The sequence below is a fragment of the Streptomyces fulvoviolaceus genome, from assembly GCF_000718165.1.
Classification (GTDB): Bacteria; Actinomycetota; Actinomycetes; order Streptomycetales; family Streptomycetaceae; genus Streptomyces; species Streptomyces fulvoviolaceus.
Genome location: NZ_JOEY01000022.1, coordinates 1 through 23,888 on the forward strand (window position 1 = coordinate 1; position 23,888 = coordinate 23,888).

Annotated in this window: 17 protein-coding genes; 14 read left to right on the forward strand and 3 right to left on the reverse strand. The window is 71.2% G+C overall.

The window, feature by feature from the left end; genetic code table 11:
* The 7 genes from IG08_RS0123165 to IG08_RS55915 form a co-directional block, all read left to right on the forward strand.
* A partial coding sequence (locus IG08_RS0123165; RefSeq protein ID WP_030605662.1) for a 4'-phosphopantetheinyl transferase superfamily protein occupies positions 1 to 1,252 on the forward strand: 1,252 nt, incomplete at its 5' end.
* Positions 1,249 to 1,542: an acyl carrier protein gene (locus tag IG08_RS0123170; protein WP_030605664.1), complete on the forward strand. Its 294-nt coding sequence runs from the start codon at positions 1,249 to 1,251 to the stop codon at positions 1,540 to 1,542. The genes IG08_RS0123165 and IG08_RS0123170, both read left to right, overlap by 4 nt.
* 3 nt (positions 1,543 to 1,545) lie before the next feature.
* Complete coding sequence (locus IG08_RS0123175) at positions 1,546 to 2,349, forward strand: alpha/beta fold hydrolase (RefSeq protein WP_030605666.1); 804 nt, start codon at positions 1,546 to 1,548, stop codon at positions 2,347 to 2,349.
* Positions 2,346 to 3,530 (forward strand): glycosyltransferase, encoded by a 1,185-nt coding sequence (locus tag IG08_RS0123180; protein ID WP_030605669.1) that lies wholly within the window; start codon positions 2,346 to 2,348, stop codon positions 3,528 to 3,530. Before IG08_RS0123175 ends, IG08_RS0123180 begins: the two co-directional genes overlap by 4 nt.
* A 133-nt stretch (positions 3,531 to 3,663) precedes the next feature.
* Entirely contained in the window at positions 3,664 to 4,755 is a 1,092-nt protein-coding gene (locus tag IG08_RS0123185) for a class I SAM-dependent methyltransferase (RefSeq protein WP_030605671.1), read from the forward strand.
* A gap of 190 nt (positions 4,756 to 4,945) precedes the next feature.
* Complete coding sequence (locus IG08_RS0123190) at positions 4,946 to 5,977, forward strand: lysylphosphatidylglycerol synthase transmembrane domain-containing protein (protein ID WP_030605674.1); 1,032 nt, start codon at positions 4,946 to 4,948, stop codon at positions 5,975 to 5,977.
* An 88-nt stretch (positions 5,978 to 6,065) separates the two neighbouring features.
* Positions 6,066 to 9,140, forward strand: a complete 3,075-nt coding sequence (locus tag IG08_RS55915; RefSeq protein ID WP_030605676.1) for a beta-N-acetylglucosaminidase domain-containing protein — start codon at positions 6,066 to 6,068, stop codon at positions 9,138 to 9,140.
* Between the two features lie 66 nt (positions 9,141 to 9,206).
* Here IG08_RS55915 and IG08_RS0123200 read toward each other — a convergent pair whose 3' ends face one another.
* A complete protein-coding gene (locus IG08_RS0123200) occupies positions 9,207 to 9,971 on the reverse strand; it encodes a sugar isomerase domain-containing protein (RefSeq protein WP_030605679.1) in 765 nt (254 codons plus the stop codon).
* A 119-nt stretch (positions 9,972 to 10,090) separates the two neighbouring features.
* Here IG08_RS0123200 and IG08_RS0123205 point away from each other — a divergent pair, with 119 nt between their 5' ends.
* From IG08_RS0123205 to IG08_RS0123230, 6 genes are all read left to right on the forward strand, one after another.
* Entirely contained in the window at positions 10,091 to 10,975 is an 885-nt protein-coding gene (locus IG08_RS0123205; RefSeq protein ID WP_030605682.1) for a MurR/RpiR family transcriptional regulator, read from the forward strand.
* 110 nt (positions 10,976 to 11,085) lie between these two features.
* Entirely contained in the window at positions 11,086 to 15,315 is a 4,230-nt protein-coding gene (locus tag IG08_RS0123210; RefSeq protein WP_030605684.1) for a glycoside hydrolase family 38 N-terminal domain-containing protein, read from the forward strand.
* Positions 15,312 to 15,986, forward strand: a complete 675-nt coding sequence (locus tag IG08_RS0123215) for a malonyl CoA-ACP transacylase (RefSeq protein WP_030605686.1) — start codon at positions 15,312 to 15,314, stop codon at positions 15,984 to 15,986. Before IG08_RS0123210 ends, IG08_RS0123215 begins: the two co-directional genes overlap by 4 nt.
* 141 nt (positions 15,987 to 16,127) lie before the next feature.
* Entirely contained in the window at positions 16,128 to 17,498 is a 1,371-nt protein-coding gene (locus tag IG08_RS0123220; protein WP_030605688.1) for an extracellular solute-binding protein, read from the forward strand.
* A 2-nt stretch (positions 17,499 to 17,500) separates the two neighbouring features.
* Positions 17,501 to 18,520 (forward strand): carbohydrate ABC transporter permease, encoded by a 1,020-nt coding sequence (locus IG08_RS0123225; RefSeq protein ID WP_030605689.1) that lies wholly within the window; start codon positions 17,501 to 17,503, stop codon positions 18,518 to 18,520.
* Positions 18,517 to 19,401, forward strand: a complete 885-nt coding sequence (locus IG08_RS0123230) for a carbohydrate ABC transporter permease (RefSeq protein ID WP_030605691.1) — start codon at positions 18,517 to 18,519, stop codon at positions 19,399 to 19,401. The genes IG08_RS0123225 and IG08_RS0123230 overlap by 4 nt, the downstream gene beginning before the upstream one ends.
* Here the strand turns inward: IG08_RS0123230 and IG08_RS54375 are convergent.
* Positions 19,391 to 21,586: a glycoside hydrolase family 3 N-terminal domain-containing protein gene (locus IG08_RS54375; protein ID WP_106981005.1), complete on the reverse strand. Its 2,196-nt coding sequence runs from the start codon at positions 21,584 to 21,586 to the stop codon at positions 19,391 to 19,393. The two genes, IG08_RS0123230 and IG08_RS54375, sit on opposite strands and share 11 nt — an antisense overlap.
* Positions 21,583 to 22,596 (reverse strand): N-acetylglucosamine kinase, encoded by a 1,014-nt coding sequence (locus tag IG08_RS0123240; protein ID WP_030605693.1) that lies wholly within the window; start codon positions 22,594 to 22,596, stop codon positions 21,583 to 21,585. Before IG08_RS0123240 ends, IG08_RS54375 begins: the two co-directional genes overlap by 4 nt.
* 77 nt (positions 22,597 to 22,673) lie before the next feature.
* On the opposite strand from IG08_RS0123240, the gene IG08_RS0123250 reads away from it, so the two are divergent.
* Complete coding sequence (locus IG08_RS0123250) at positions 22,674 to 23,879, forward strand: glycoside hydrolase 5 family protein (RefSeq protein ID WP_030605698.1); 1,206 nt, start codon at positions 22,674 to 22,676, stop codon at positions 23,877 to 23,879.
* The last annotated feature ends 9 nt before the right edge of the window (positions 23,880 to 23,888 follow it).

Here is a 23,888-nt window from a genome sequence, read left to right on the forward strand (position 1 = left end):
ACTCGCCCCCCACTCCCCCCCCGCCCCCCCGCCCCGCCCCTTCCTCGCCCCCTCCGAACGCACCCCCGACCACACCGCCGCCCAGCTCTACGGCGAGCGCTGGATGTTCCACGGGCCGGCGTTCCAGGGCGTCACCGACCTCACCGCGATCGGCGAGCACCACATCCGCGGTGTCATCACCACCCCTCCCGCCCCCGGAGCCCTCCTCGACAACGTCGGCCAGATCCTCGGCTACTGGATCATGGCGACCCGCACCGAGCGGACCGTCGTCTTCCCCGTCCAGATGCAGCAGATGCGCTTCTACGGCCCCCACCCGAGCCCCGGCACGGAAGTGGAGTGCCTGGTGCGGATCACGTCCCTGACCGACACCGCGCTGGAAGCCGACGTCCACCTCACGGTCGGCGGACGGACCTGGGCGCAGCTCACCGGCTGGCAGGACCGCCGCTTCGACAACGACCCCAAGACCCGTCCCGTGGAGCGCTTCCCCGAGCGCAACACCCTCTCCGAGGCCCGCCCCGGCGGCTGGTCCCTCCTCCACGAACGCTGGCCGGACCTCGCTTCGCGCGACCTGATCATGCGCAACTCGCTGAGCAGCGCGGAGCGTTCGCAGTACGCCGAGCACGCCCCACGCGGCCGCAGGCAGTGGCTGCTGGGCCGGATCGCGGTCAAGGACGCCGTACGGCAGTGGCTGTGGGACCACCGCGAGGGCCCGGTCTTCCCGGCGGAGATCCGGGTGCACAACGACGCGTCGGGCCGCCCGTACGTCACCGGGCTGCACGGCCGCACCCTGCCCCCGCTGGACGTCTCGCTCGCCCACCGCGCCGAGTCCGCGGTCGCGATCGTACGGCCGCGCACGCCCGGACCCGGCCCCGGCATCGACCTCGAAGAGGTCGCCGAACGCGCCCCGGCGACCTTCGCCACCGCGCTCGATGCGGCCGAACTCCGGCTCCTGCACGACCGATGCGCCGCCGCCGGCGAGTCCGAGGCGCTGTGGTTCACCCGGTTCTGGGCCGCCAAGGAGGCGGTCGCCAAGGCGGAGGGCACGGGGTTCGGCGGGCGTCCGCGGGACTTCACAGTGCGCGAAGTGACCGACGGCGACCGGCTGTTGGTCTCCGGACGCCTGAAACGCGCGTACACCGTGCACCACGAGCGCACCGCCAATCCCCCCGGACTGCCCGCCAGGGACTACGTCGTGGCCTGGACCGCAGGGCCTGTGCAAGAAGACCGCGAAGAGGAGACGTACGACCGATGAACCCGCAAGAACAGGCGGTCCTCGCCGACATCACGGACCTGCTCACCAAGCTCCTGGAGGACGAGTACGGCCTCGACGACGTCGAGATCGACATGGCGACCACCTTCAACCGCGATCTGGAGCTGGAGAGCATCGACCTGGTGACGCTCGCCGGCCTGCTGGAGGAGAAGTACGGCCGGCAGGTCAACTTCGCCGAGTTCCTCGCCGGTATGGAGTTCGACGAGATCATCGAGCTCACCGTCGGCCGGCTCGTCGAGTACGTCGTGCAGAGCCTCAAGGCGGCGGGCTGAGCGATGGCGATCGTCGACACCGGGCAACTCCGGCTGCATGTACAGAGGATGGGCCCCCGGGACGGCAGCGCGCCCACCGCCACGGTGGTGCTGGTCCACGGTCTGCTCACCGACAGCCTGGCCAGCTACTACTTCACCATCGCCCCGCCATTCGCGGCGGCCGGTCTCGACGTGATCATGTACGACCTGCGCGGCCACGGCCGCAGCGGGCGCCCGGAGAGCGGCTACACCCTCGACGACAACATCGACGACCTGGAGGCCCTCCTCGACCGGCTGGAGGTGACCGGCCCGGTCCATCTGGTCGGCAACTCCTACGGCGGCACGATCGCCTTCGGCTACGCCGCCCGCCACCCGGAACGGGCGGCCAGCGTCTCCCTGATCGAGTCCGAGCCCGCGTCCGCGACCTGGGCGCCGAAGCTCGGCGGCATCCTGCAACGTGTCCTGCACCAGCTGGCGCACAACGAGGACGACGCGCTGGCCTGGATCACCGTCCACCGCGGCCACAACACGGCCCGCCTGGCCAAGGGCGCGGCCCGCCTGGCCCGGGAGACCAGCCTGCCCCAGGACATCCCGGCCAGCCGGGTGTTGACGGAGGATCAGATCGCCGCCGTACGCTGCCCGGTCCTCGGCGTCTACGGCGGCGACTCCGATCTCGCCCTGCTGGCACCGTGGCTGGAGAAGGTGCTGCCCGACTGCCGGACCGTGGTGGTGCCGGGGCACGAACACTCGGTGCTGGTGGAGGCGGCGGGTGTCGTCGGCGGCCACATCCTGGAGCTGATCGAAAAGGCACAGGTGGCCGCCCGGTGAGCAGGTTCCTGTTCGTCGTGCCGCCGCTGGTGGGGCACATCAACCCGGCGGTCGGCGTGGCGGCCGAACTGTCCCAGCGGGGGCATGAGTTGGCGTGGGCCTGCGCCGATCCCGGGCTCGTCCGGCAACTGGCGGGCGACGCGGTTGTGTTCCCGTGTGCCGGACCCGTGCCGGGCACGGGCGACGGCGTACGACCTCCGGAGATCCGTGGCCCGGAGGCGCTGAAGTTCCTGTGGGAGCGGTTCCTGGTGCCGCTCGCCGACGACATGGCGCCCGGCGTGGAGGCGGCCGTCCGCGACTTCCGCCCCGACGTGGTCGTCGCCGACCAACAGGCCCTGGCCGGAGGCCTGGTGGCGGAGCGGCTGGGCATCCCGTGGGCCACCTCCGCGACCACCTCGGCCGAGTTCACCGACGTGCTGGCGGGCATGCCGAAGGTCGCGGACTGGCTGGACGGGGTTCTCCAGGGCCTCCGCGGCCGCATCGGCGACCCGTCGGGAACAGCCGACCCCCGCTTCTCCCCGCACCTCGTACTCGGCTTCAGCACACGGGAGTTGGTCGGTTCCGACGCCATGACGGGCGAGCAGATCCGCTGGGTCGGCCCGTCGATCGCACCCCGCCCGACGCCACCCGGCTTCCCCTGGGACTGGCTCGACCCGTCCCGCGCCACGGTCCTGGTCACCCTCGGCACCGCCAACACCGACGTCGGCGCCCGCTTCCTCACGGAGTGCCTGAGCGCGCTGCGGGTTCGGGCGGACCGGGTGCAGGCGGTGATCGTGGATCCGGGAGGCGCGCTCGGGGAGACCACGGCCGACGACAAGGACGTACTGATCGTCCCCTCGGTCCCCCAACTCCCGCTCCTCGAACGGGTCGACGCGGTCGTCTGCCACGCCGGGCACAACACCGTCTGCGAGGCCCTCTGGCACGGTGTCCCTCTCGTCGTGGCCCCCATCCGGGACGACCAGCCGGTCGTGGCCGGACAGGTGACCGACGCGGGGGCGGGCATCCGCGTCCGGTTCGGCAGGGTGCCCGCCGTGAAGCTGGGGCTTGCGCTCGACGCCGTACTCCACGAACCCGGCTACCGTGCCGCGGCCGGCCGCATCCGTACGGCGTTCCGGGCGGCCGGCGGCACGGGTGCTGCCGCGAGCCATCTGGAGCGGATCGCTCCGCTGGAGGCGCGGTGACTGACCCGCAGGCCGGCACGGTGACTGATCCGCGGGCCGGTGGGGGCTGGTCGCGCCCACGTGGCGAAGCCGCATATCGACACGGCCCGCGCCCCTTCAGGGCGCTGCCCTCGACGCCCCTCAAGGAGGAACAGTGAGCAACGCCCCCGACAGCGAACCCGAGGCGCCCACGAGCCGCGCCGACCAGGTCGCCGCCCTGCGGCCCACCTATCAGGCCGACCTGGCCGACGGCCTGGACCGCTTCTTCGAACCCCGCCGCACCACGTGCCCCTGGTGCGGTTCGGAGCAGCTGAAGACGCGTCTGCGCACCAAGGATCTGCTCCAGCACAAGCCGGGCCGTTTCGTCCTCGACCGTTGCCAGGACTGCCGGCACACCTTCCAGAACCCCCGGCTCAGCGAGGCGGGCCTGGAGTTCTACTACCGGGACTTCTACGACGGTCTGGGCGAGAAGCAGCTCGGCAACACCTTCGCGGGCCGGACCCGGATGTACGAACAGCGGGCCGAGTCCCTGCTCCCCTTCGCCCCGTCCCCCAAGAACTGGCTGGACGTCGGCACGGGCCACGGCCACTTCTGTGAGTCGGCGCACAAGGTCTACCCCGGCACGACCTTCGACGGCCTCGACTTCACCGACGGCGCCGAACTCGCCGAGCGCGCCGGCCGGGTGGAGCGCGGTTACCGCGGCAGCTTCCCCGAACTGGCCCCGGACCTCGCCGGTCACTACGACGTCGTCAGCATGTTCCACTACCTGGAGCACAGCACCCAGCCCGGCCTCGAACTCCGCGCCGCGTACCAGGCGATCCGCCCCGGCGGCCACCTCATGATCGAGGTCCCGGACCCCGACAGCCGTTACGCCCGGCTCCTCGGCCGCTGGTGGCTGCCCTGGCTGCAGCCGCAGCACCTGCACTTCGTCCCGGTCGAGAACCTCCGCCGCCGGCTGACGGACCTCGGCTTCACGGTGGTCGCGGAACAGCACGCCGAACCGCACGACCCGGTCGACCTGCTGGCAGCGGCCTGGCTGGCCCTGGACGCGGCCGCGCCCCGCGACAACCTGCCGTGGCTGCCCACCCCGCCGAACGCCCTCCGCCGCATACTGCGTGCGGGCATGCTCCTCGCCGGCGTCCCGGCCCTCCTGCTGGGCACGGCCCTCGACCGCTTCGCGGTCAAGCCCCTGTCCCACCGGCTGGGCCTGTCCAACGCCTACCGGCTGGTGGCCCGCCGGGACTGAGCATCCGCGGGCCACTCGTTGGGCACACTCCGAGAAGGCGTGTCGTCCACCCGCCGGAACGGCTTCGGCTGCCGGACACCGGAACGTCACACCGGGCGGGAACGTTTCCGCCGTCCCCCTCTGCCTCGCCTGCATCCGTCATGACCCACTCCCCGTGTGTGGGGCGCGACGCGAAAGGACGACGTGCGCCGTGACCCTGCTCCCGGTCGAAGGTCCCACCGGACCGCACCCCACGCCCATATCCGTCCCCGTCCCCACTCCGGATCCCGCCCGGTCTCCCCGCTCCCTCACACGCCTGGCCCGCCGGCTGCTCACCCTGCTCCCCCTCCTCCTGATCGGGGTGTGGGCGGCGCTGGACTGGCGTGCCCTGTACGACGGCGCCGCCCGGCTGGCCTCCGCCGACCCCTGGTGGCTGCTCGTCGGGCTCCTGTTCACCTGCCTGTTCTGGCTGTCCGCCGCGTGCGTCCGGCAAGGCGCCCTGCCGGAGCGGCTGCCGCCGGGACTCCTGGTGGCCTCTCAGTTCGCCGCCGGTGCCGCGAACCACGTGCTCCCGGCGAGCATCGGCGCCCACGCCGTCACCCTGCGCTTCCTGCAACGACAGGGCATCCCGCTGGCCCGGGCCACCGCGTCGCTGGCCCTGTACTCGCTGGTCAGGCCGATCGCGAAGACGGTGGTGCTGCTCGGCTTCCTGCTCGCCCTGCCCGATCTGCTGCGGCTCGGTGACCTCGTCGCGGACCGGCGCCTGCTGCTCCTGCCCGTCGGGGCCGCGACCCTCGGAATCGCCGTGCCTCTCCTGCTGGTGGCCCTCGTCCCCCGGCTGCGCCGCCCCGCGGCCGCTTTCGTGCGCACCGCCCTGACCGACGTACGCCTGCTGCACGCCCGCCCCTCCCGCGTCCTCGCCCTGTGGGGCGGCGCGGCCGCCGCGCCCCTGCTCCAGGCGAGCATCATCCACGCGGTCGGCGCCTCGCTCGGGATGTCGCTGTCCTGGACGCAGGTGGCGTTCGCGTTCCTCATCGCGAGCACCGCGGTGGGGGCGGTGCCCGCACCCGGCGGTATCGGCCCGGTGGACGCGGCGCTGGTGTTCACCCTGTCCTCCTGCTTCGGCACACCGGTCGGCCTGGCCACGGCGACCCTCATCGGCTACCGCGTCCTGACGGTGTGGCTGCCGCTGCTGCCGGGCGCGCTCGTCCTGTCGGCCCTCGTCCACCGAAAGGTGCTGTGAGCACCCCTCGCCCCATTGAATGACTGATTCAACATCTCTAACATCAAGCGGTGGATGCATTCACCAACGGCCTCCGGAAGGAGCATCCGTGCTTCCACCCACTCGCTTCAGACGTACGGCCACCGCCCTGCTGATGGCCGTCGGCCTCGCGGTCCCGACGGCGCACGCGTCGGCGGCGCCGAGACAGAGCGCGCCCCAGGTCTGGCCGACCCCGCAGAACATGCACCTGGGACACGGCCGACTCACGGTCCCCGACCGGGTCGTGGAGGTCGTCGGCCCCGGCACCGACCCCTCGGCCCGCCGGGTCGTGGAGACCGCGCTGCGGGCCGCCGGAGCCGACCGGATCGTCACCGTCGACGCCGGCGACAAGCCTCCCGCGGCCGCGCTCACCGTCTACCTCGGCGGCCCGAAGGAGAACAGCGCCACCGGCAGGGCACTGAAACGCCTGGGCGCCGAGCCCCCGGCCGGCCTGGCCTCCGGGGGGTACGTCCTGGCGTCCGGCCGGAAGAACGGACAGGCACTCCTCGCCCTCTCCGGAGTCGACACCACCGGCACCTTCTACGCCGCCCAGACCCTGCGCCAACTGGTCACCAAGGCACGGGGCTTGCCCGAGGTGACCATCCGAGACTGGCCCACTGCCGCCCTGCGCGGAGTCATCGAGGGCTTCTACGGCACCCCCTGGACGCACGCCGAGCGCCTCAACCAGCTTGATTTCTACGGCCGTACGAAGCAGAACGTCTACGTCTACTCCCCCAAGGACGACGACTACCTGCGCGCCCGCTGGCGCGACCCGTACCCGGCGGCCGAACTGGCTCAGCTGAAGGAACTGGTGGACCGGGCCGACGCCAACCACGTCCGCTTCACCTACGCGCTCTCCCCCGGCCTGTCGGTCTGCTACTCCTCCGAGTCCGACATCAAGGCCCTCACCGCCAAGTTCGACTCGCTGTACGCGATCGGCGTCCGCTCCTTCGCGATTCCGCTGGACGACATCAGCTACACCAAGTGGAACTGCACCGAGGACGAGAAGGAGTTCGGCACCGGCGGCGGCGCGGCCGGAGCCGCACAGGCCCATCTCCTCAACGCCGTGTGGCAGCGGTTCTCCGCCGAACACACCGATCTGCAGCCCCTGGAGATGGTCCCCACCGAATACTCCGACCTCGCCGACTCCCCCTACAAGAAGGCCCTGCGGGAGCAGTTGGACCCGGACGTGGTCGTGGAGTGGACCGGCGTCGGCGTGATCGCGCCCACCATCACCACCGAGCAGCTGAAGCAGGCGCGCGAGGTGTACGGCCACCCGATCCTGGTCTGGGACAACTACCCGGTCAACGACTACGTCACCAGCCGTCTCCTGCTCGGCCCCTACACGGGCCGCGAGCCGGGAGTCGCGAGCGCCGCGACCGGCGTGACCGCCAACCCGATGGTCCAGGGCGAGGCGAGCCGGATCGCACTGTTCACGTCCGCCGCCTATCTGTGGAACCCGGAGGCGTACGACCCCCGGGCCGCGTTCCTCGCCTCGGTACGGGATCTGGCCGGAGCGGGGACCGGCGCCGCGAAATGGCTCCGCGTCTTCGCCGAGAACAACTACTCCTCCCAGCTCGACGCGACCGAGTCCCCCACCCTCACCGGGCTCATCGCCGCCTTCCGCAAGGCGTACGAGCAGGACAGCGGACTCGACCGGGCCGCGGCCGAGTTGAGGTCCTACTTCGCCGACATGGCCGCCACCCCCGCCCAGTTGCGCGCCCGGCTCGACAACCCCGGGTTCCTCGACGAGACCTCCGCCTGGCTGGACAAGCTCGGCCGCTACGGCAGCGCGGGCGAGACCGCCGTAGACCTGCTGCTCGCCAACAAGAAGGGCGACACGGACGCCGTCACCACGTACTGGAACAAGCTCAGGTCCGAGCGCAAGGAACTGGACGCGATACCCCAGCAGGTGTCCCCCGGCGTGATGGACCAGTTCCTCTACACGACGATGCTGGAGAACGCCCCCGACCCCGGAGTCGACGCCTCCTTCACCCCCGCGTCCCTCTCCTTGAAGCCCGGCGCCTCCGAGACGGTGACTCTCCACTTCTCGGACAAGGAGGCCCGGACGGTCACCTGGACACTCGACGTCCCGGACGGTGTCACCGCCTCCGCCACCGAGGGCACCGTGACCGTCCCGGCCGGGGGCAGCGCCTCGGCCACCGTCACCCTGACCGCGACCACCCAGGGCGTCCACTCCCTCGTCGTCTCGGGCACGGGCATCCTCGACCGGGCACTCCCGGTCCAGGTCACCGACGGAGGCGGATCGCCGACGGCCCTGACCGCCAACTTCAGTGGCGCGTCGGTGAGTTCCATCGACCTGGTCTCCGGGAAGAGCACGGACATCGCCGTGGGCAACAACCCGGGTGAGGTGGTCGTCAGCGCGGACGGGCGTACCGCCTACGCCGCGAACCAGGGCTCCAACACGGTCAGCGTCATCGACGTGGCGCAGGGGAAGGTCACCGCGACGGTCCCCGTCGGCCACGTCCCCGCCGGACTCGCGCTCACGCCGGACGGCCGTACGCTCTGGGTCGCCAACTACACGGACGGCACGGTCCAGCCCGTGGACACCGGCACGTTGACGGCGGGAACGCCCCTCCCCGTCGGCTCCGGGCCCGAGAACATGGCGATCACACCCGACGGCACATCCCTGTACGTGGCGAACATCCACGACAACACGGTGACCCCGGTCGACCTGAGCACCGGCAAGGCCGGCACCGCCGTCCCCGTAGGTCCCAACCCCTTCAACGTCGTGGCGGCGCCCGACGGAAAGACGGTGTACGTCTCCAACTCCGGCGGCTCGACGGTGACCCCGATCGACACCGCCACGAACGACACCGAACCGACCCTCCTGGTCTCCGGCCAGGCCTACGGCCTCGCCCTCTCCCCGGACGGCCGCACCCTGTGGGTCAGCCCGAGCAACGGCGACACGGTCACCCCCGTAGACACGGTCACGGGCGCCCCCGGCACAGGCATCAAGGTCGGCAAGTCGGCCTTCGACGTAGCCCTGAACTGGAACGGCACCACGGCCTACGTCACCACGGCCGACGGAAACGCCCTGGTGCCAATCGACGTGGAGTCGCAGAAGGCAGGGGCCCCCTTCACCACGGGCGCCTATCCACTAGCGGTAGCACTAACCCCCTAGGGGCGCGGGGAACTGCGCGACCAGCCCCCACCGGCCCGCAGCCGACCACACCCCTGAACGGAGCGCTCAACTGGCGGTACGCCGAATCCTCCCGGCGTACCGCTTCTCCAACTCCAGGTTGCCCTCAAACCCACCAGGCACGTTGGCCGACACATACACCGGCGGCCGCTCCCCCGCGGCAAGCAGCCGCGCAGACGCCTCGGCCACAGCCATCTGCACCAACATCACCCCGGTCAGCGTGGACAACGCACACACCGCACCCCCACCCGGAAGCTCCAGCAACGCATCCCCCCGCGGGGCCGCGTTGTCGAGGGCGACGTCAGCAAGATCGACAAGCTTCTTGCCGCTGGAGTGCCCCGCAGGGACCGCCCGGGTGTGGGCAAGAGAGGTGAGGGCCAGAATCCGGTGCCCCCGCTCCTTCGCATGCAGGGCCATCTCGACGATCACGTTGTTGACACCGGAGTTGGAGATGATGACGAAGAGGTCCTCGGTGCGCGGGGCCGCGAGGTCGTAAAGACGGGCGGCCACACCCGGCTGCCGCTCCAGAAGCGGATCGTCGAGAACACTCGGATCATCGCCGCCGTACAGAACGAGATCGGCGATGCTCAGCCGGTTCGTCGGCACCAACCCGCCCGCCCGGCCCGCCACTTCGAGGACCATGGCCTGGGAGTGGCCGGTGCCGAAGGCCTGTATCACGCCGTCGGCGCGCAGACAGTCGGCGATCAGTCCGGCGGCTCGGGCCACGTCGTCGCGGGCCGATTCGGTGACGTGACGGAGGACGGCCAGGCTCTCCTGTGCGAAGCCCTGGGCGCTGACTGACTCGACGGACACGCGACACTCCCCACTGATGGATTGAACCACCATACAATCATCAATCCGTGAATCAATAAATCACAGGGCGGTCCTGGTATTCAATCAGTGGCCTGAAGGGTGGCTGATACCTTCTCCCCATGCCTCCGACCGACGTCACCGCACTGATCCGCACCGAGCTGCCCCGCCTGGCCGGCTCCCTGCGGAAGGTCGGCGAGCTGATCCTGGAGGATCCGGCCGCCGTCACCCACTGCTCGGCCGCCGAGCTCGGCCGCCGCACCGGCACCTCCCAGGCGACGGTGACCCGCTTCTGCCGCGCCATCGGCCTGGACTCCTATCAGCACCTGCTGATCGAGCTGGCCCAGGAGCGCGGCCGCGGCGAGGTCTCCGACTGGGGCACCGCCGAGATCGGCCCGGACATCTCCCCCGACGACGACCTCGAACGCGTCGTCCAGGTCGTCGGCACCGCCGACCTGCGGGCCATCCAGCAGACCATCGACCGGATCGACCTCGACGCGGTCGAGCGCGCGGCCCAGGCCCTGGCCCGCGCCCGGCGCATCGACGTGTACGGAGTCGGCGGCAGCGGCGCCGTGGCCCAGGAGACGGAGACGCGGCTGTTCCGCATCGGCTGCTCGGTCCGCGGCTGGACCGAGGTGCACGCGGCGGCCACCTCCGCGGCCCTGCTCACCCCGGCGGACGTGGCCATCGGCATCTCCCACTCCGGAGCCACCCGCGAGACCCTCGAGCCGTTCGAGATGGCCAAGGAGCGCGGCGCCACCACCATCGCGCTCACCACCGACCCGCGCTCGCCGCTGGCCAAGGCCGCCGACATCCGGCTCATCTCGTCCTCCTCCGAGACCAGCTTCCGCACGGGCAGCATCGGCGGCCGGCACTCCGTCCTGATGCTCATCGACTGCCTGTACGTCCGGGTCTCCCAGCTCTCCTACCAGCGCGCGAGCGCCTCGCTGGCACTGACCGACCACATCACCCCGCAGCATGCGGTGAAGAGCCGACGCGCGAAGTGACCTTGACCGATCCTGCATGGATGAACCACCGATATTCCATGAAGATGGTTGTTTGAATCACCTCCTCAATGCCACGATGGGGCCCCGCCGAGCATCCTCGTAGGAGCCCCATGCGCGTCACCTCTGTCGAGTCGACCGAGCTCTTCGTCGGCACCGCCGAGCAGCCGTACCAGGTGGTGGTCGCCGAAGTCAGCCACACCCCGGGCCGCACGGTCCGTCTCACCGCCGAGGGCCGGGGAGTCCGCAGCGTCGGGGAGACGCTCGCCACCGTGGGCGACGACGGCACCGTACGCGTCGAGATACCCGTGACCGGTGAGGGCGACGGCGAGATCACGGTCATCGCCGAAGACGCCGACGGCGACCAACTCGCCCGCCACACCGCCGAGTTCACGGCCGCCGAGCCCGGCTGGACCATGTTCATGGTCAGCCACTTCCACTACGACCCCGTCTGGTGGAACACCCAGGCCGCCTACACCGAGACCTGGGACGTCGCCGACGACCCGGCCACCACCGGTCTGCCGGCCCGCACCTTCGACTCGCGCGGCCAGTCCGGGATGAGTCTCGTGCGCGCGCACTGCGATCTGGCACGGCGCGATCCCGCTTACACCTTCGTGCTCGCGGAGGTCGACTACCTCAAGCCGTACTGGGACGCCTTCCCGGAGGAGCGCGCCTTCCTGCGCGAGCTGATGCGCACCGGCCGCATCGAGATCATGGGCGGCACCTACAACGAGCCGAACACCAACCTCACCGGCGCCGAGGCGACCGTACGCAACGCGCTCTACGGCGACGGATACCAGCGCGGGATCATGGGGGCGTCACCCGAGACCGCCTGGCAGCTGGACGCCTTCGGGCACGATCCGCAGTTCCCGGGGCTGATGGCGGACGCGGGCGTCACATCGAGTTCGTGGGCGCGGGGACCCTTCCACCAGTGGGGACCCACCCTCTCCGTCTTCGGCGAGGAGCCGCGGGATCCGAAGCGGATGCAGTTCCCGGCGGAGTTCGACTGGATCGCTCCCTCGGGGCGCGGGATCCTCACCGCGTACATGGTCAACCACTACGGCGCCGGCTGGGCGATCGACAACGCGCCGACCCTGCCGGAGGCGGAGCAGGCCGCTCTCAAGCTGTTCAAGGGGCTCAAGCAGGTCGCCCTCACGCGCAACGTGCTGCTCCCCGTCGGCGGGGACTACGCGCCGCCGTGCCGCTGGGTGATGGGCATCCACCGGGACTGGAACGAGCGGTACGTCTGGCCGCGGTTCATCAGCGCGATCCCGCGGGACTTCTTCGCCGCCGTCCGTGCGGAACTGGAGGCGGAGGGCCGCAAGGCGTCGCCGCAGACCCGGGACATGAACCCGATCTACACCGGCAAGGACGTCTCCTACATCGACACCAAGCAGGCCCAGCGGTACGGCGAGACACTCCTCGCCGACGCCGAGGCCTGGGCGACGCTCGCCTCCCTCGTCGCCGGGCATCCTTATCCGGACGCGGCCCTCGACAAGGCCTGGCGGCAGTTGATCTACGGCGCCCACCACGACGCCATCACCGGCTCCGAGTCCGACCAGGTCTACATCGACCTGCTCACCGGCTGGCGGGAGCTGGCCGACCTCGCCGAGGCCGTGCACGCCGACGCCACCCAGGCCCTCGCCGACCGGGTCACCCCGGGCAGCGGCCCCGACCTGGTCGTCTTCAACGCCGCGACCTGGCCGCGCCAGGACGTGCTGACCGTCGACGATCCCGGCCTCGTGCCCCTGGGCGACGACTTCCAGCCGCTGCCCGCCGTACGCGAGGAGGACGGCCGACTCCGGGTCGTCGTACCGGAGGTACCGGGCATGGGGCTCAAGTCCCTTCCGCTGTCGGCGGGTTCGATACCCGAGTGGACCGCAGGCGAGGGCACGACCATCCGCAACGAGTTCTACGAGGTGACGGTCGACCCCGGCCGCGGCGGTGCCGTCAGCAGCCTGCGCGCACTCACCGAGGGGGGCCAGGATCTACTCCGCGCCGGCGACATCGGCAACGAGCTCGTCGTACAGGAGGAGTTCCCGCGGCACCCGCGCTTCGGCGAGGGCCCCTGGCACCTCACCCCGACCGGCACGACCGCGGCCCGCAGCCGGGATGTCCGCGCCGACATCGATGTCGAGCACTCCCCCGCCGGGTCCCGCATCACCGTCCGCGCCGACCTCGGGCTCTTCAAGTACACGCAGCAGCTGACCCTCTGGGCGGGCGTCGACCGGCTCGACGTCTCCACGACCATCGACGGCTACGACGGCGCCGACCGCCTCATCCGGGTGCGCTGGCCCTCCGACGTCCGGGGCGGACTGCCCGTGCACGAGGTCGCCGACGCGGTGATCGGGCGCGGCTTCGGCTTCGTGGAAGTGAACAGCCAGCAGTTCCCGTGGACGCTGGACAACCCGGCCAACACCTGGTTCGGACTGGGGTCCACGGCACGGGTCGCGGTGTACGACGACTCCGGTGCGCTCCTCGGTCAACGGTCCATCGGTGTCGCGGAGTTGGTGTACGGCGACTGGGACGAGGCCGGTGAGCTGGGCGCGCCGCTCGCCGCCGCGCTCGTCCGCGCGGGCGTCACCGCGACCTCGACCATCGCCGGCGGCCCCCGCTACGGCGACCTCGAGGTCGACTCCAACCTCCCCGACATCCGGATCGCCGTCGGCGGCCCCGAGCGCAACTCGGTGGTCGCCGAGGCACTGGGCTGGGACCCGGCCGCCGGGCGCGAGCTGCGCCGACAGCTGGCCGAGCGGGGCGTGGCGGCCGTGTGGGTCGCGCCGCGCGCCTCCCTGCGCGAGGAGTGGGTGCCGGGCGCCGACCTGCGCGACCTGGAGCGGCTGCCGCTGCTCGTGGTGGCGGGCGCCGATGCCGAGGGCGACGCGAAGGCGGTCGACGCGCTGATCGCCGACCTGGACGACTTCAGCGTCACGGCCACGGCGGCGGGCGGCGGCGAGGCCCTGCCGCCGGGCGACGCCTGGGACGGGCGCGGCTTCGCCGTCCTCAACCGGGGCACGCCCGGCTGTGTGGTCACCGCATCCGGCGATCTCTACATGTCCCTGATGCGCTCCTGCACCGGCTGGCCGTCCGGCATCTGGGTCGACCCGCCCCGGCGCACGACACCCGACGGTTCGGCGTTCCAGCTGCAGCGCTGGTCGCACACCTTCGAGTACGCCGTCGTCGCGGGCGAGGGCGACTGGCGCGCGCAGCAACTGCCCGCCCGCGGACACGAGTTCAACCACCCGCTCACCGCACGGCTACGGACAGAGGGCGAGGCGGCCGTGTTGCCGAGGAAGACCTCCCTGCTGGAGCTGGAGCCCGCCCGCGAGGTGCTCCTCGACGCCCTCAAGCCGCTCGGCTCCCCGCTCGCCCGGGGCAGCGTGGCGGCCGCGGATCCGGGGCGCGGAGTCGCCGTACGCGTGCACGAGGTGAACGGACGGCCGGTGCGGGCACGGGTGCGCGGGCCCGTGGAGTGGACCGAGGGCGCTCGTGCGGACGTACTGGAACGGCCCGGCGATCCGCTGACGCCGGACGCCGAGGGGGTCCTGGAGGTCGGGCTGACCGGCTTCGAGGTGGCCACGGTACTCGGCACGCCCGGCGGCTCATCTTCCGTGTCAGGCCCCGGAGTTGAAGCCGACGAACCCGCCCAGCCCGTTCACACCCGCTACTGGCTCCACAACTCCGGCCCCGCCCCGCGCGGCAACATGCCCGTCGCGGTGTACGTGTCGCCCACGGCTCTCACCACGTCCGGCCCCGTCACCGCGACCGTCCGGGTCGGCTCGGAGCTCACCGACGCCCCGGTGTCGGGCACGGTGACCTTCGAGGTACCGCCCGGCTGGTCCGCCGAGCCCGCCGAGCTGCCGTACGCGCTGGGCCCCGGCGGTTTCACCCTCGCCGAGGTCACGCTGACACCGCCGGCCGACCCCGAGCCCGGCCGCCACTGGCTGGCGGCACGGCTCACCTACGGCGGCCAGACGTACGAGGACGTGGTGGGCCTCGACGTGCCGGGCGGGCCGCCCGCAGGACCGGGTCTGGTGTGCGACCTGGGCGCCGAGCGGATCACCGTCCGCAGGGGCGAGCGGGTCCAGGTGCCGGTGACCCTGCGGAACACCACCCGGGGGCCGGTCACCGGCCAGCTGTGGGCCGTGTCCTCATGGGGCACCTGGCCCGGGGTCACCCCCGGCCTCCAGGGCTTCACCGTGCCCGGCGGAGAGCGGCGGGAGTGCCTGATCGACGTGGACGGTGGCGCCGTACCGCCCGGCTCGTACTGGCTGATGGCCAAGACCGCCTGGCACAGCCGAGTCGCCTACACGAAGGCCATCCCGCTGGAGGTGACGGAGTGACCGAACACGCAGCACTTGTGAACGGCGAGGCGATAGCCAGGACACGAGTAGACGCCTTCCTGAAAACCCACGGCCCTGCAACGCCCCTTAGGGGCGCGGGGAACTGCGCGACCAGCCACAACGAACCCGCAGCCGCCAGACGACAAACCGAGGCACCCTCTGCGGCGAGGCAACGGCGACGCTGGGCCACGCAGGTAGTCGTCACCGACGAACTAGCCCGCCGCGCCTGCGCAGACCGGGGTCTAGAGCCACCAACAGAGGCACCCCCAGCCAAGCTGCTCACCGTGCCGGAGGCAGACGTCGCAGACCTCGGCAGCATCGTCGCAGCAGCACTCGCCAACTCCCCGGCCGCCCGACTCCTCCTGTCCGCCCTGGAGGCCGAGCAGACCGTCGCCGAGACAGCCGTACGGGACTACTACGACCGAAACCCGGACCGCTTCCTCACCCCGGAGGCGCTCCGACGCGGAGTCGACCCCTTCGGCGGGGCGACTCACACGGACTTCCTACCGTACGAGGCCGCCCGCGAGGGCATCGCACGCGAGCTGCGCCGCGCGGCCGGCAGGCAAGCCTTCTTCGACTGGCTGGACCAAGCTCGCACCGGTGTGGAGTACGCGCACGGGCACGAACACCCCGGCGATCCGACCCACCCGGACCACGAACACCGCCACTGACGGCGGTACGGAACCTAAACGCAACACGGCAAACCATTGACCTCCGATGAATTCTGGTCCACATTTTCATCAATCGGAGTCCAAGTTGGTGATTTGAACCAGCCGCGATCATCGCATCCGACTGGTCCCAGGAGGGCAGCAATGCGCGCGAGAAGACTGACCGGATCCATCGTGGGGATCATCGCCCTGGCCCTGACGGCCGCCGGCTGCGGCCTGTCCGGCGGTTCCGACGACGGTGACGCCACCGCCGGCGGCTGCAAGGTCGACAAGGGCAACGTGGGTTCCGGGAAGCTCACCGGGGACGTGAAGGGCAGCATCACCTTCCAGACGACCAACCTGAAGAAAGACTTCGGGGACTTCTTCAACGGAGTGATCAAGGACTTCGAGACGGCCCACCCCGGAACCAAGGTCAAGTGGATCGACGACCCCGGTGACGCGACGTTCGGCCAGCGCACCGTCGCCGACGCCCAGGCCTGCACCCTGCCGGACGTGCTCAACGTCGACTCCCCGACCGCGACCTCCCTCACCAAGGCCGGCTACCTGCTCAACCTGGGCGTCAAGGACCCGGACGCGGCCAAGCCGTTCGTCCCGGCGTTCTGGAAGTCCAGCACCATGAAGGACTCCTCGGGCGCCTCGGTGCACACCGTGCTGCCCTGGTACACCGGCGGCATCGTCCTGACGTACAACACCGACCTGCTGAAGAAGGCCGGGGTCGACCCGGAGAAGCCGCCGACGACCGTGTTCGGGCTGTTCGCCGACTACGAGAAGGTCGCCAAGGCGGCCGACGGCAAGTTCTACGCGACGATGGCCAACCCGGTCTGGCGGATACCGGCCGACTGGGACCAGATGAACATCAAGACGCTGTCCGCCGACGGCAAGTCCGCCGTCTTCGCCGACGACCCGCGCACCGTCCAGTGGGTCGAGTGGATGACGAAGCTGTACAAGGAGGGCGCGATGCCGAAGGACTCGCTGTCCTCCAACAACGACCCCTCCACGCTCTACAGCCAGGGCAAGGTCGCCTACGGTTCGACGAACCCGAGCTTCGTGCGCTTCGTGCAGCAGAACAGCCCGTCGGTCTACACCAAGACCGCCGTCGGCCAGCAGCCCTTCGACGCGCTCGGCCACACCACGGGTGCCCCGCAGTACATCGCGACCGCGGCGACCAGCAAGAACGCCCCCACGGCACTGGCGTTCGCGGAGTTCCTCACCAACGCCGAGAACCAGACGGCCTGGTGCAAGGACCCGAAGGTCGTGATCTTCCCGACGACCACGACCTCGCTGGACGACCCGTTCTTCCAGAAGGTCAGTGGTAACGACCCGTTCTCCGAGGCCCGCAAGCTCGTCGCCGAACAGCTCAAGACGGCCACCGCCTACCAGACCAACATCTCCTCGGCCGTGCAGAACGCCATCGTGGCCCAGGTCCAGTTGGCCATGCAGGGCAAGAAGAGCGCGGCGGACGCCGTGAAGGACGCCCAGGAGAAGGCCAACGAGCTGCTGAAGCAGGCAGGCTGACGGTGACGGCACAGATCACGAACCCGGTGTCCGTGCCCGGCGTGGAGGCTACGTCCTCCGCGCCGGGCCCGGCCCCGTCCCGCGCCCGCCGACTCGCCCGGGCCGTGCTCCCCGGCCCCGCTCCGGGCGCCAACGGAGCGGCGATGTACCGCCGTTGGTGGCTGCCCTGGCTGTGGACCGCGCCCGCGATCGTCTGCGCGGTGGTCTTCGGGGTGTTCCCGTTCCTGAACACGCTCCTGCTGTCCTTCACCAACGCCAAGCCGCTCGGCGGCGCCGCGAGTTACGTCGGACTCGACAACTACACGCGGATGCTGGACGACTCCGACTTCTGGCTCGCGACCCGCAACAGCATCCTGTACGCGGTGATCGTCGTCCCGCTGATGGTGCTGCTGCCGCTGCTGCTGGCCGTCCTGGTCGAGAAGAACCTGCCGGGCATCGGTTTCTTCCGCTCCGCCTTCTACACCCCCGTCCTCGCCTCCAGCGTGGTCGTGGGTCTGAGCTGGCAGTGGCTGCTGGCCGACGACGGGCTGGTCAACACCTGGCTGGAGAAGGCCCATCTGATCAAATCAGCCATCCCGTTCCTGTCCGACTCCTGGCTGATCCTGCTCTCCGCGATGGGCCTGACCCTGTGGAAGGGCCTCGGCTGGTACATGGTCTTCTACCTGGCCGCGCTCGGGAACGTCCCCAAGGAGCTGCACGAGGCGGCGTCCATGGACGGCGCCGGTGCCGCCCGCCGCTTCTGGCACATCACCGTGCCGGGCGTACGCCAGGCCATGATGCTCGTCGGCACGCTCACCGGCATCGGCTCGCTGCGGGTGTTCACCGAGATCTACATGCTCGGCGGCGCCACCGGCGGCCCCGGCGGCGCCGACCGCACCCTCCCCTTCTACATCCGGGACGTCGGCCTGGACCCGGTCTCCGGCAACGCCGGCTACGGCTCGGCCGTCAGCGTGGCCCTGTTCCTGCTGACGCTGGGGCTGACCCTGCTCGCGCAGCGCCTGACGAAGGAGGACGACGCATGACGACGACCGCTGTTCCGGCCAAGCGTCGGCGCCTGATGCCGCGCTGGCGAGACTACGGCCGCCCCCGCGAACTGGTCGTCCGCTACCTGCTGTTGCTCCTCGTGCTCGGCCTCACGATCGGCCCGCTGCTCTGGCAACTGCTGGCCTCCCTCAAGGGCACCAGCGAGGACGTCTTCGGGGCGAACGCCACCCTGCTGCCGCAGCACCCGACCCTCCGGGCCTACCGGACGGTCTTCGAACAGGTACCGGTGGCCGCGTACATCAAGAACAGCCTGATCGTGGTCGCCCTGTCGGTCACCAGCCAGCTGGTGTTCTCCACCACGGCCGGCTACATGCTCTCCAAGCCCGGCTGGAAAGGCCGCAAGGCGGTCTGGGTGGTCCTCGTCGCCTCGATGATGTTCCCCTTCGAGTCGATCATGGTGTCGCTGTTCCTCAGCATCCGCGACCTGGGTCTGGTCGACAGCCTGGCCGGCGTCTGGCTGCCCGGCTTCGTCGGCGCCATCAACGTCCTCCTCATGCGCGGCGCGTTCCTCTCGGTACCGCGCGAGATCGAGGACTCGGCCATGCTCGACGGCGCGAACGAGTGGCAGCGCTTCCGGTACCTGTATCTGCCGTCCGCGTGGGGCGCGATCCTGGTGGTCGTCATCAACACCTTCATCAGCGCCTGGGACGACTTCCTCTGGCCGCTGATCGTGCTGCGCTCGGAGAGCAACATGACACTGACGCTGGGTCTGTCGCGGTTGCAGAGCTCGTCGTTCGGCTACGACCAGCGGATGGTCATGGCCGGGTCGGTCATCTCCGTGATCCCCGTGCTGGTGCTGTTCGTGATCACGCAGCGGTGGTTCTACAAGGGGGTCTCGTCGGGGGCCGTCAAGCTCTGAGGTCCAGTACTACGGGTACTGAGGTGAGCGCTGCCCGGGCCGACTCCGCGACACGGATCTCGACGGAGTCGGCCCGGGCGTCTTCGATGGACAGGGCGACCGTACGGCGCTCGCCCGGTGCGAGGCCGACCCCCTCGAACGCACACAGTTCGAGGGTGCGCGGCCACACGGACGTGATCAGACGCCTCAGATAGAACTGCACGACCGTACGCCCGTACCGCTCCCCGGAGTTGGTGACGTCGACGGTGACGGTCCTGCCGGAGAGTCGGGGCATGCCGTATTCGAAGCTCGTGTACGACAGCCCGTGCCCGAAGGAGAAGAGCGGCTCGGCGCTCTCGTCCACGTAGCCGCCGTACTCGGTGTCCTTGTGGTTGTAGTAGACGGGGAGTTGGGCCACCGAGCGGGGGACGGAGACGGGGAGTCGGCCGGTCGGCTCCTTCAGGCCCAGCAGGACCTCGGCGATCGCCTCGCCGCCCCACGGGCCGGGGTACCAGGCGGTGAGCAGCGCGCCCGCCGTGTCGGGGACGACGTGCGGGCGGCCCTGGATCAGCACGACCGCCGTCGGCGTGCCGGTCGCGACGACGGCGTCCATGAGCGCGTACTGGGCGGGACCCAGCCTCAGCCCGGCGAGGTCGACGCCCTCGCCGCAGGTCATCTCCGAAACGACCGTGCGCGCGGCCCCGTTGGCGTCGAACTCGGTGTCCGGCGTACGAGCGCTGCTGCCGCCCAGCACGACCACGGCCAGGTCGGAGGCGGCGGCCGCGGCGACGGCCTCGGGGATGCCGGAGAGGTCACCGCCGGTGAGGGCACAGCCGCGGGCGTGCCGGATGTCGACGCCGGGTGGCGCGAGCCGCCGTAGGGCTTCCAGGACACTGATGCCGGAGCGCTGAGGGGCCGTGTAGTCACCCAACTGGTGGGCGGTGGTGGCCGATTGGGGTCCGAGTACGGCGATACGGGAGACGGTGGCCGGGATCGGCAGGACGCCCTTGTTGTCGAGGAGGGTGACGGCGGCCCGGGCGAGTTCCTTGCTGATCTCGCCGCCTCCGGCCGGCGCAGGCGGCGTCACGGTCTGCCGGTCGAAGAGCCCCAGCCGGAACTTGAGCCGCAGGACGCGGGCGACGGCGGCGTCGAGGACCTTCTCGTCCACCAGCCCTCGCCCGACCGCCTCCTCCAGACGCGTGAAGCCCTCGTCCCAAAGGCTCAGGTCGACACCGGAGTTGAGCGCGAGCGCGCCTGCGGAGACCGTGTCGCCGGTGATGCGGGCCAGGCGGTCCACGGCGATACCGTCCGCCATGACGAGCCCGTCGAAACCCCAGCGGTCTCTGAGGAGTTCGGTGAGCAGGGCGCGGTTGCCGCAGCACGGCATCCCGTCGACCTCGTTGTACGCGGCCATGACGGCGGCCGCTCCGGCGCGGACGCCCGCGCGGGCGGCGGGGAGATGGATCTCGTGCAGCTCCCGGAGTCCGAGCTCGGCCTCGGCGGAGTTGCGGCCGCCGACGGTGGCACCCTGCCCGGCGAAGTGCTTGAGGACGACGGGGGCCTTGTCGGCGGCGAAGAGCTCCCCCGAGCCCTGCATCCCCCGGACCAGCGCTTCCGTCAGCCTCGCCGCCAGGTACGGGTCCTCGCCGAAACACTCTTCGGTACGGCCCCAGCGGGGATCGCGGGCGATGTCGAGGGCCGAGACGAGGGCGACGTGGCCACCGCGGGCACGCAGCTCGGCGGCGGCGTGGGCGGCGGCACGCTCGTACAGCTCGGGATCCCACGTGGCGCCGACGGCCAGATTGACCGGCAGGACCGTGCCGTCGAGCGCCATGAGGCCGTGCGGGACCTCCTCGACGAACAGGGCCGGGATGCCCAGCCGGCTCCGCTCGACGACATGCCGCTGCACCAGGTCCGCGAGGGCCGCGCCGTCCTCGGCACCGGGTCCGCTCCCGTGGTCCACGCCGGACCAGGCGTCGGCGCGCTGGAGGCCGTAGAGGGCGCCGAGTCCCTCGAAGCGCTCGGTCTCGGCGTACAGGGCCTCGGTGAGTTCGAAGGAGCCGTCGGGCGTGCGGCGGTAGGCGTCCCAGCCGTACATCCGCTGGTTGAGCTGACCGACCTTCTCGCGCAGGGTCATGCGGGCGAGCAGGTCCTGGACGCGGACGGCGACGGGGGCCGTGGGGTCGCGGTAGAGGAGGTCGTTCATCGGCTGCGACCTCCGTAGGAGAGACGGGCGAGGGCCACGGCGCCCCGGCAGCCGTCCGCCACCCAGTCGAGGGTCAGGCCGAGGGTGTGGAGCCGGGAGGTCAGGGGGGTCGTGAGGGGGCCCTCGGGGCCGAGGAGGCCGCCGGTGGCGACGATCCGTTCGCTCTCCTGAGGGTTCAACGCCCTTACGGTCTCGGCGAGTCGGTCCGCCGCCTCGTCGAGGATCGCCTCCGCGACGGCGTCCTTGTCCCGCGCCGCCTCGGCCACCAGCGGGGCGAACCGGGCGAGCCGGATGGGCGGTTCGGCCATGACGGCGGGGAGGAGGTGCATGCGGTAGGCCTCGCGCCGAGCCCGGGTCCAGTCGTCGTACGGCAATACGTCACCCGGGAGTCCCAGCGCCCGCCCGACCGCGTCCGCGAGGACCGTCTCCGGCCCCCGCCCGTCCGCCATCCGCAGCGCCGCCCGGACCGCCGCGCGCCCGATCCAGAAGCCGCTGCCGTCGTCACCGAGGAGCCAGCCGTCGCCGTCCACGGTTGTCGTGGCGCGACGGTCGGTGATGCGCATCGCGACCGCGCCGGTGCCGGCGACCAGAGCGAGGCCGTCGGCGGGAGCGCCGGGGGCGGAGGCGAAGGCGGCCTCGATGTCGCTGCAGATGACCGGGGACGGAGTCACGATGCCCAGGCGCCGCAGTGCGTCGGCGAGGGCGGCACGGGCGTTGACGTGCCCCGGCTCGTCCGGTGAGGCGGCCGTGGCGCCCGCGAAACCACCGGCGACCGCGACCACCCTGCCGCGCGCGGACTCCGGCACCGCCGCGGCGACGGCCTCCGTGAGGTGCTCGGTGAGCTGCGGCACCGGCACGGTCAGGGCGTTGCCCGGCCCGGCGGCGCCCTCGCCCAGCGGCCGGCCGTCCGCGGCGGCGGCGGCGAGCACGGCGCGGGTACGGGTGCCGCCGGCGTCGAGGCCGACGACGAGTTCCGCTCCGCCGGAATCCTGGTTCAAATCGCTATTCATTACCGACCATGGTGGTTGATACATTCAGCGAGGACAAGCCCCGTCTTGGGGACTGACCCCGCCCCGAGGAGGATCCCATCCCTACGCTCCGCTTCGGCGTCAACTACACGCCCCGCCGCGGCTGGTTCCACTCGTGGCACGACTTCGACCCGGCGCACGCGCGTGAGGACCTCGCGCAGATAGCCGGGCTCGGGCTCGACCACGTCCGGGTCTTCCACCTGTGGCCGCTGCTCCAGCCCAACCGCACGCTCCTGCGCACCACCGCCGTCGACCAGCTGGTGCACCTGGTCGACCTGGCGGGCGAGGCGGGTCTCGACGTCCTCGTGGACGGCGTACAGGGCCATCTGTCGAGCTTCGACTTCTACCCGGAGTGGACCCGCAGCTGGCACCACCGCAACGTGTTCACCGACCCGGAGACCATCGAGGCCCAGGCGGAACTCCTGCGCACCCTCGGCCACGCCCTCGCCGACCGCCCCAACCTCATCGGCCTGCAGCTGGGCAACGAGCTCAACAACCTGGTCGAGCACAACCCGGTGTCGGTGGCCGAGGTCGACCATTACCTGGACACACTGCTGGCCGCCGCCCGGTCCGGACTGGGTGAGCACGGCCTGGTCACGCACTCCGCCTACGACGCCGCCTGGTACGGCGACGACCACCCGTTCACCCCCGAGGCCTCGGCCCGCAAGGGCGATCTGACCACCGTCCACCCCTGGGTGTTCTCCGGCGGCTGCGCCAGCCGCTACGGCCCCCGCTCCCCGCAGGTCCTGCACCTCGCCGAGTACGGCACGGAGCTCGCCAAGGCGTACGCCGCCGACGCGTCCCGGCCGGTCTGGGTCCAGGAGACGGGCGCGCCCGAACCGCACATCCCGGCGGCGGACGCGCCGGAGTTCGCGCGGGCGACCGTGCGCAACGCGGCCGAGTGCGAGGGGCTGTGGGGCGTGACGTGGTGGTGCTCCCACGACGTGGACCGCTCCCTGGCCGACTACCCGGAACTCGAGTACACGCTGGGCCTGTTCGACTCGTCCGGCCGCCCCAAGCCGATCGCCGAGGCGTTCGCGGAGGCCATCGCCGAGCCCCACTCCCCCCGGCCACGCGACACCGCCCTGGTCCTGGACTGCACCCCGGCCACCCGATCCGTTTCGGGTCCGGGCGGCGCGTTCTTCGAGGCATGGATGCGGCTGCGGACGGAGGGGGTCCGCCCGGCGGTGGTGCTGGCGTCGCGGGCGGAGGACGCGGGGTATCTGGCAGAGCGGGGGATCAAGGAGCTCGTACAAGTGCCGTGAGCTACCGCG

What these genes read in the sequence shown, in the direction of transcription:
- IG08_RS0123170 (WP_030605664.1), top strand. Translation starts at nt 1,249, where the DNA reads ATGAACCCGCAAGAACAGGCGGTCCTCGCCGACATCACGGACCTGCTC.
- IG08_RS0123175 (WP_030605666.1), top strand. Translation starts at nt 1,546, where the DNA reads ATGGCGATCGTCGACACCGGGCAACTCCGGCTGCATGTACAGAGGATG.
- IG08_RS0123220 (WP_030605688.1), top strand. Translation starts at nt 16,128, where the DNA reads ATGCGCGCGAGAAGACTGACCGGATCCATCGTGGGGATCATCGCCCTG.
- IG08_RS0123205 (WP_030605682.1), top strand. Translation starts at nt 10,091, where the DNA reads ATGCCTCCGACCGACGTCACCGCACTGATCCGCACCGAGCTGCCCCGC.
- IG08_RS0123210 (WP_030605684.1), top strand. Translation starts at nt 11,086, where the DNA reads ATGCGCGTCACCTCTGTCGAGTCGACCGAGCTCTTCGTCGGCACCGCC.
- IG08_RS0123230 (WP_030605691.1), top strand. Translation starts at nt 18,517, where the DNA reads ATGACGACGACCGCTGTTCCGGCCAAGCGTCGGCGCCTGATGCCGCGC.
- IG08_RS0123240 (WP_030605693.1), bottom strand. Translation starts at nt 22,596, where the DNA reads ATGAATAGCGATTTGAACCAGGATTCCGGCGGAGCGGAACTCGTCGTC.
- IG08_RS54375 (WP_106981005.1), bottom strand. Translation starts at nt 21,586, where the DNA reads ATGAACGACCTCCTCTACCGCGACCCCACGGCCCCCGTCGCCGTCCGC.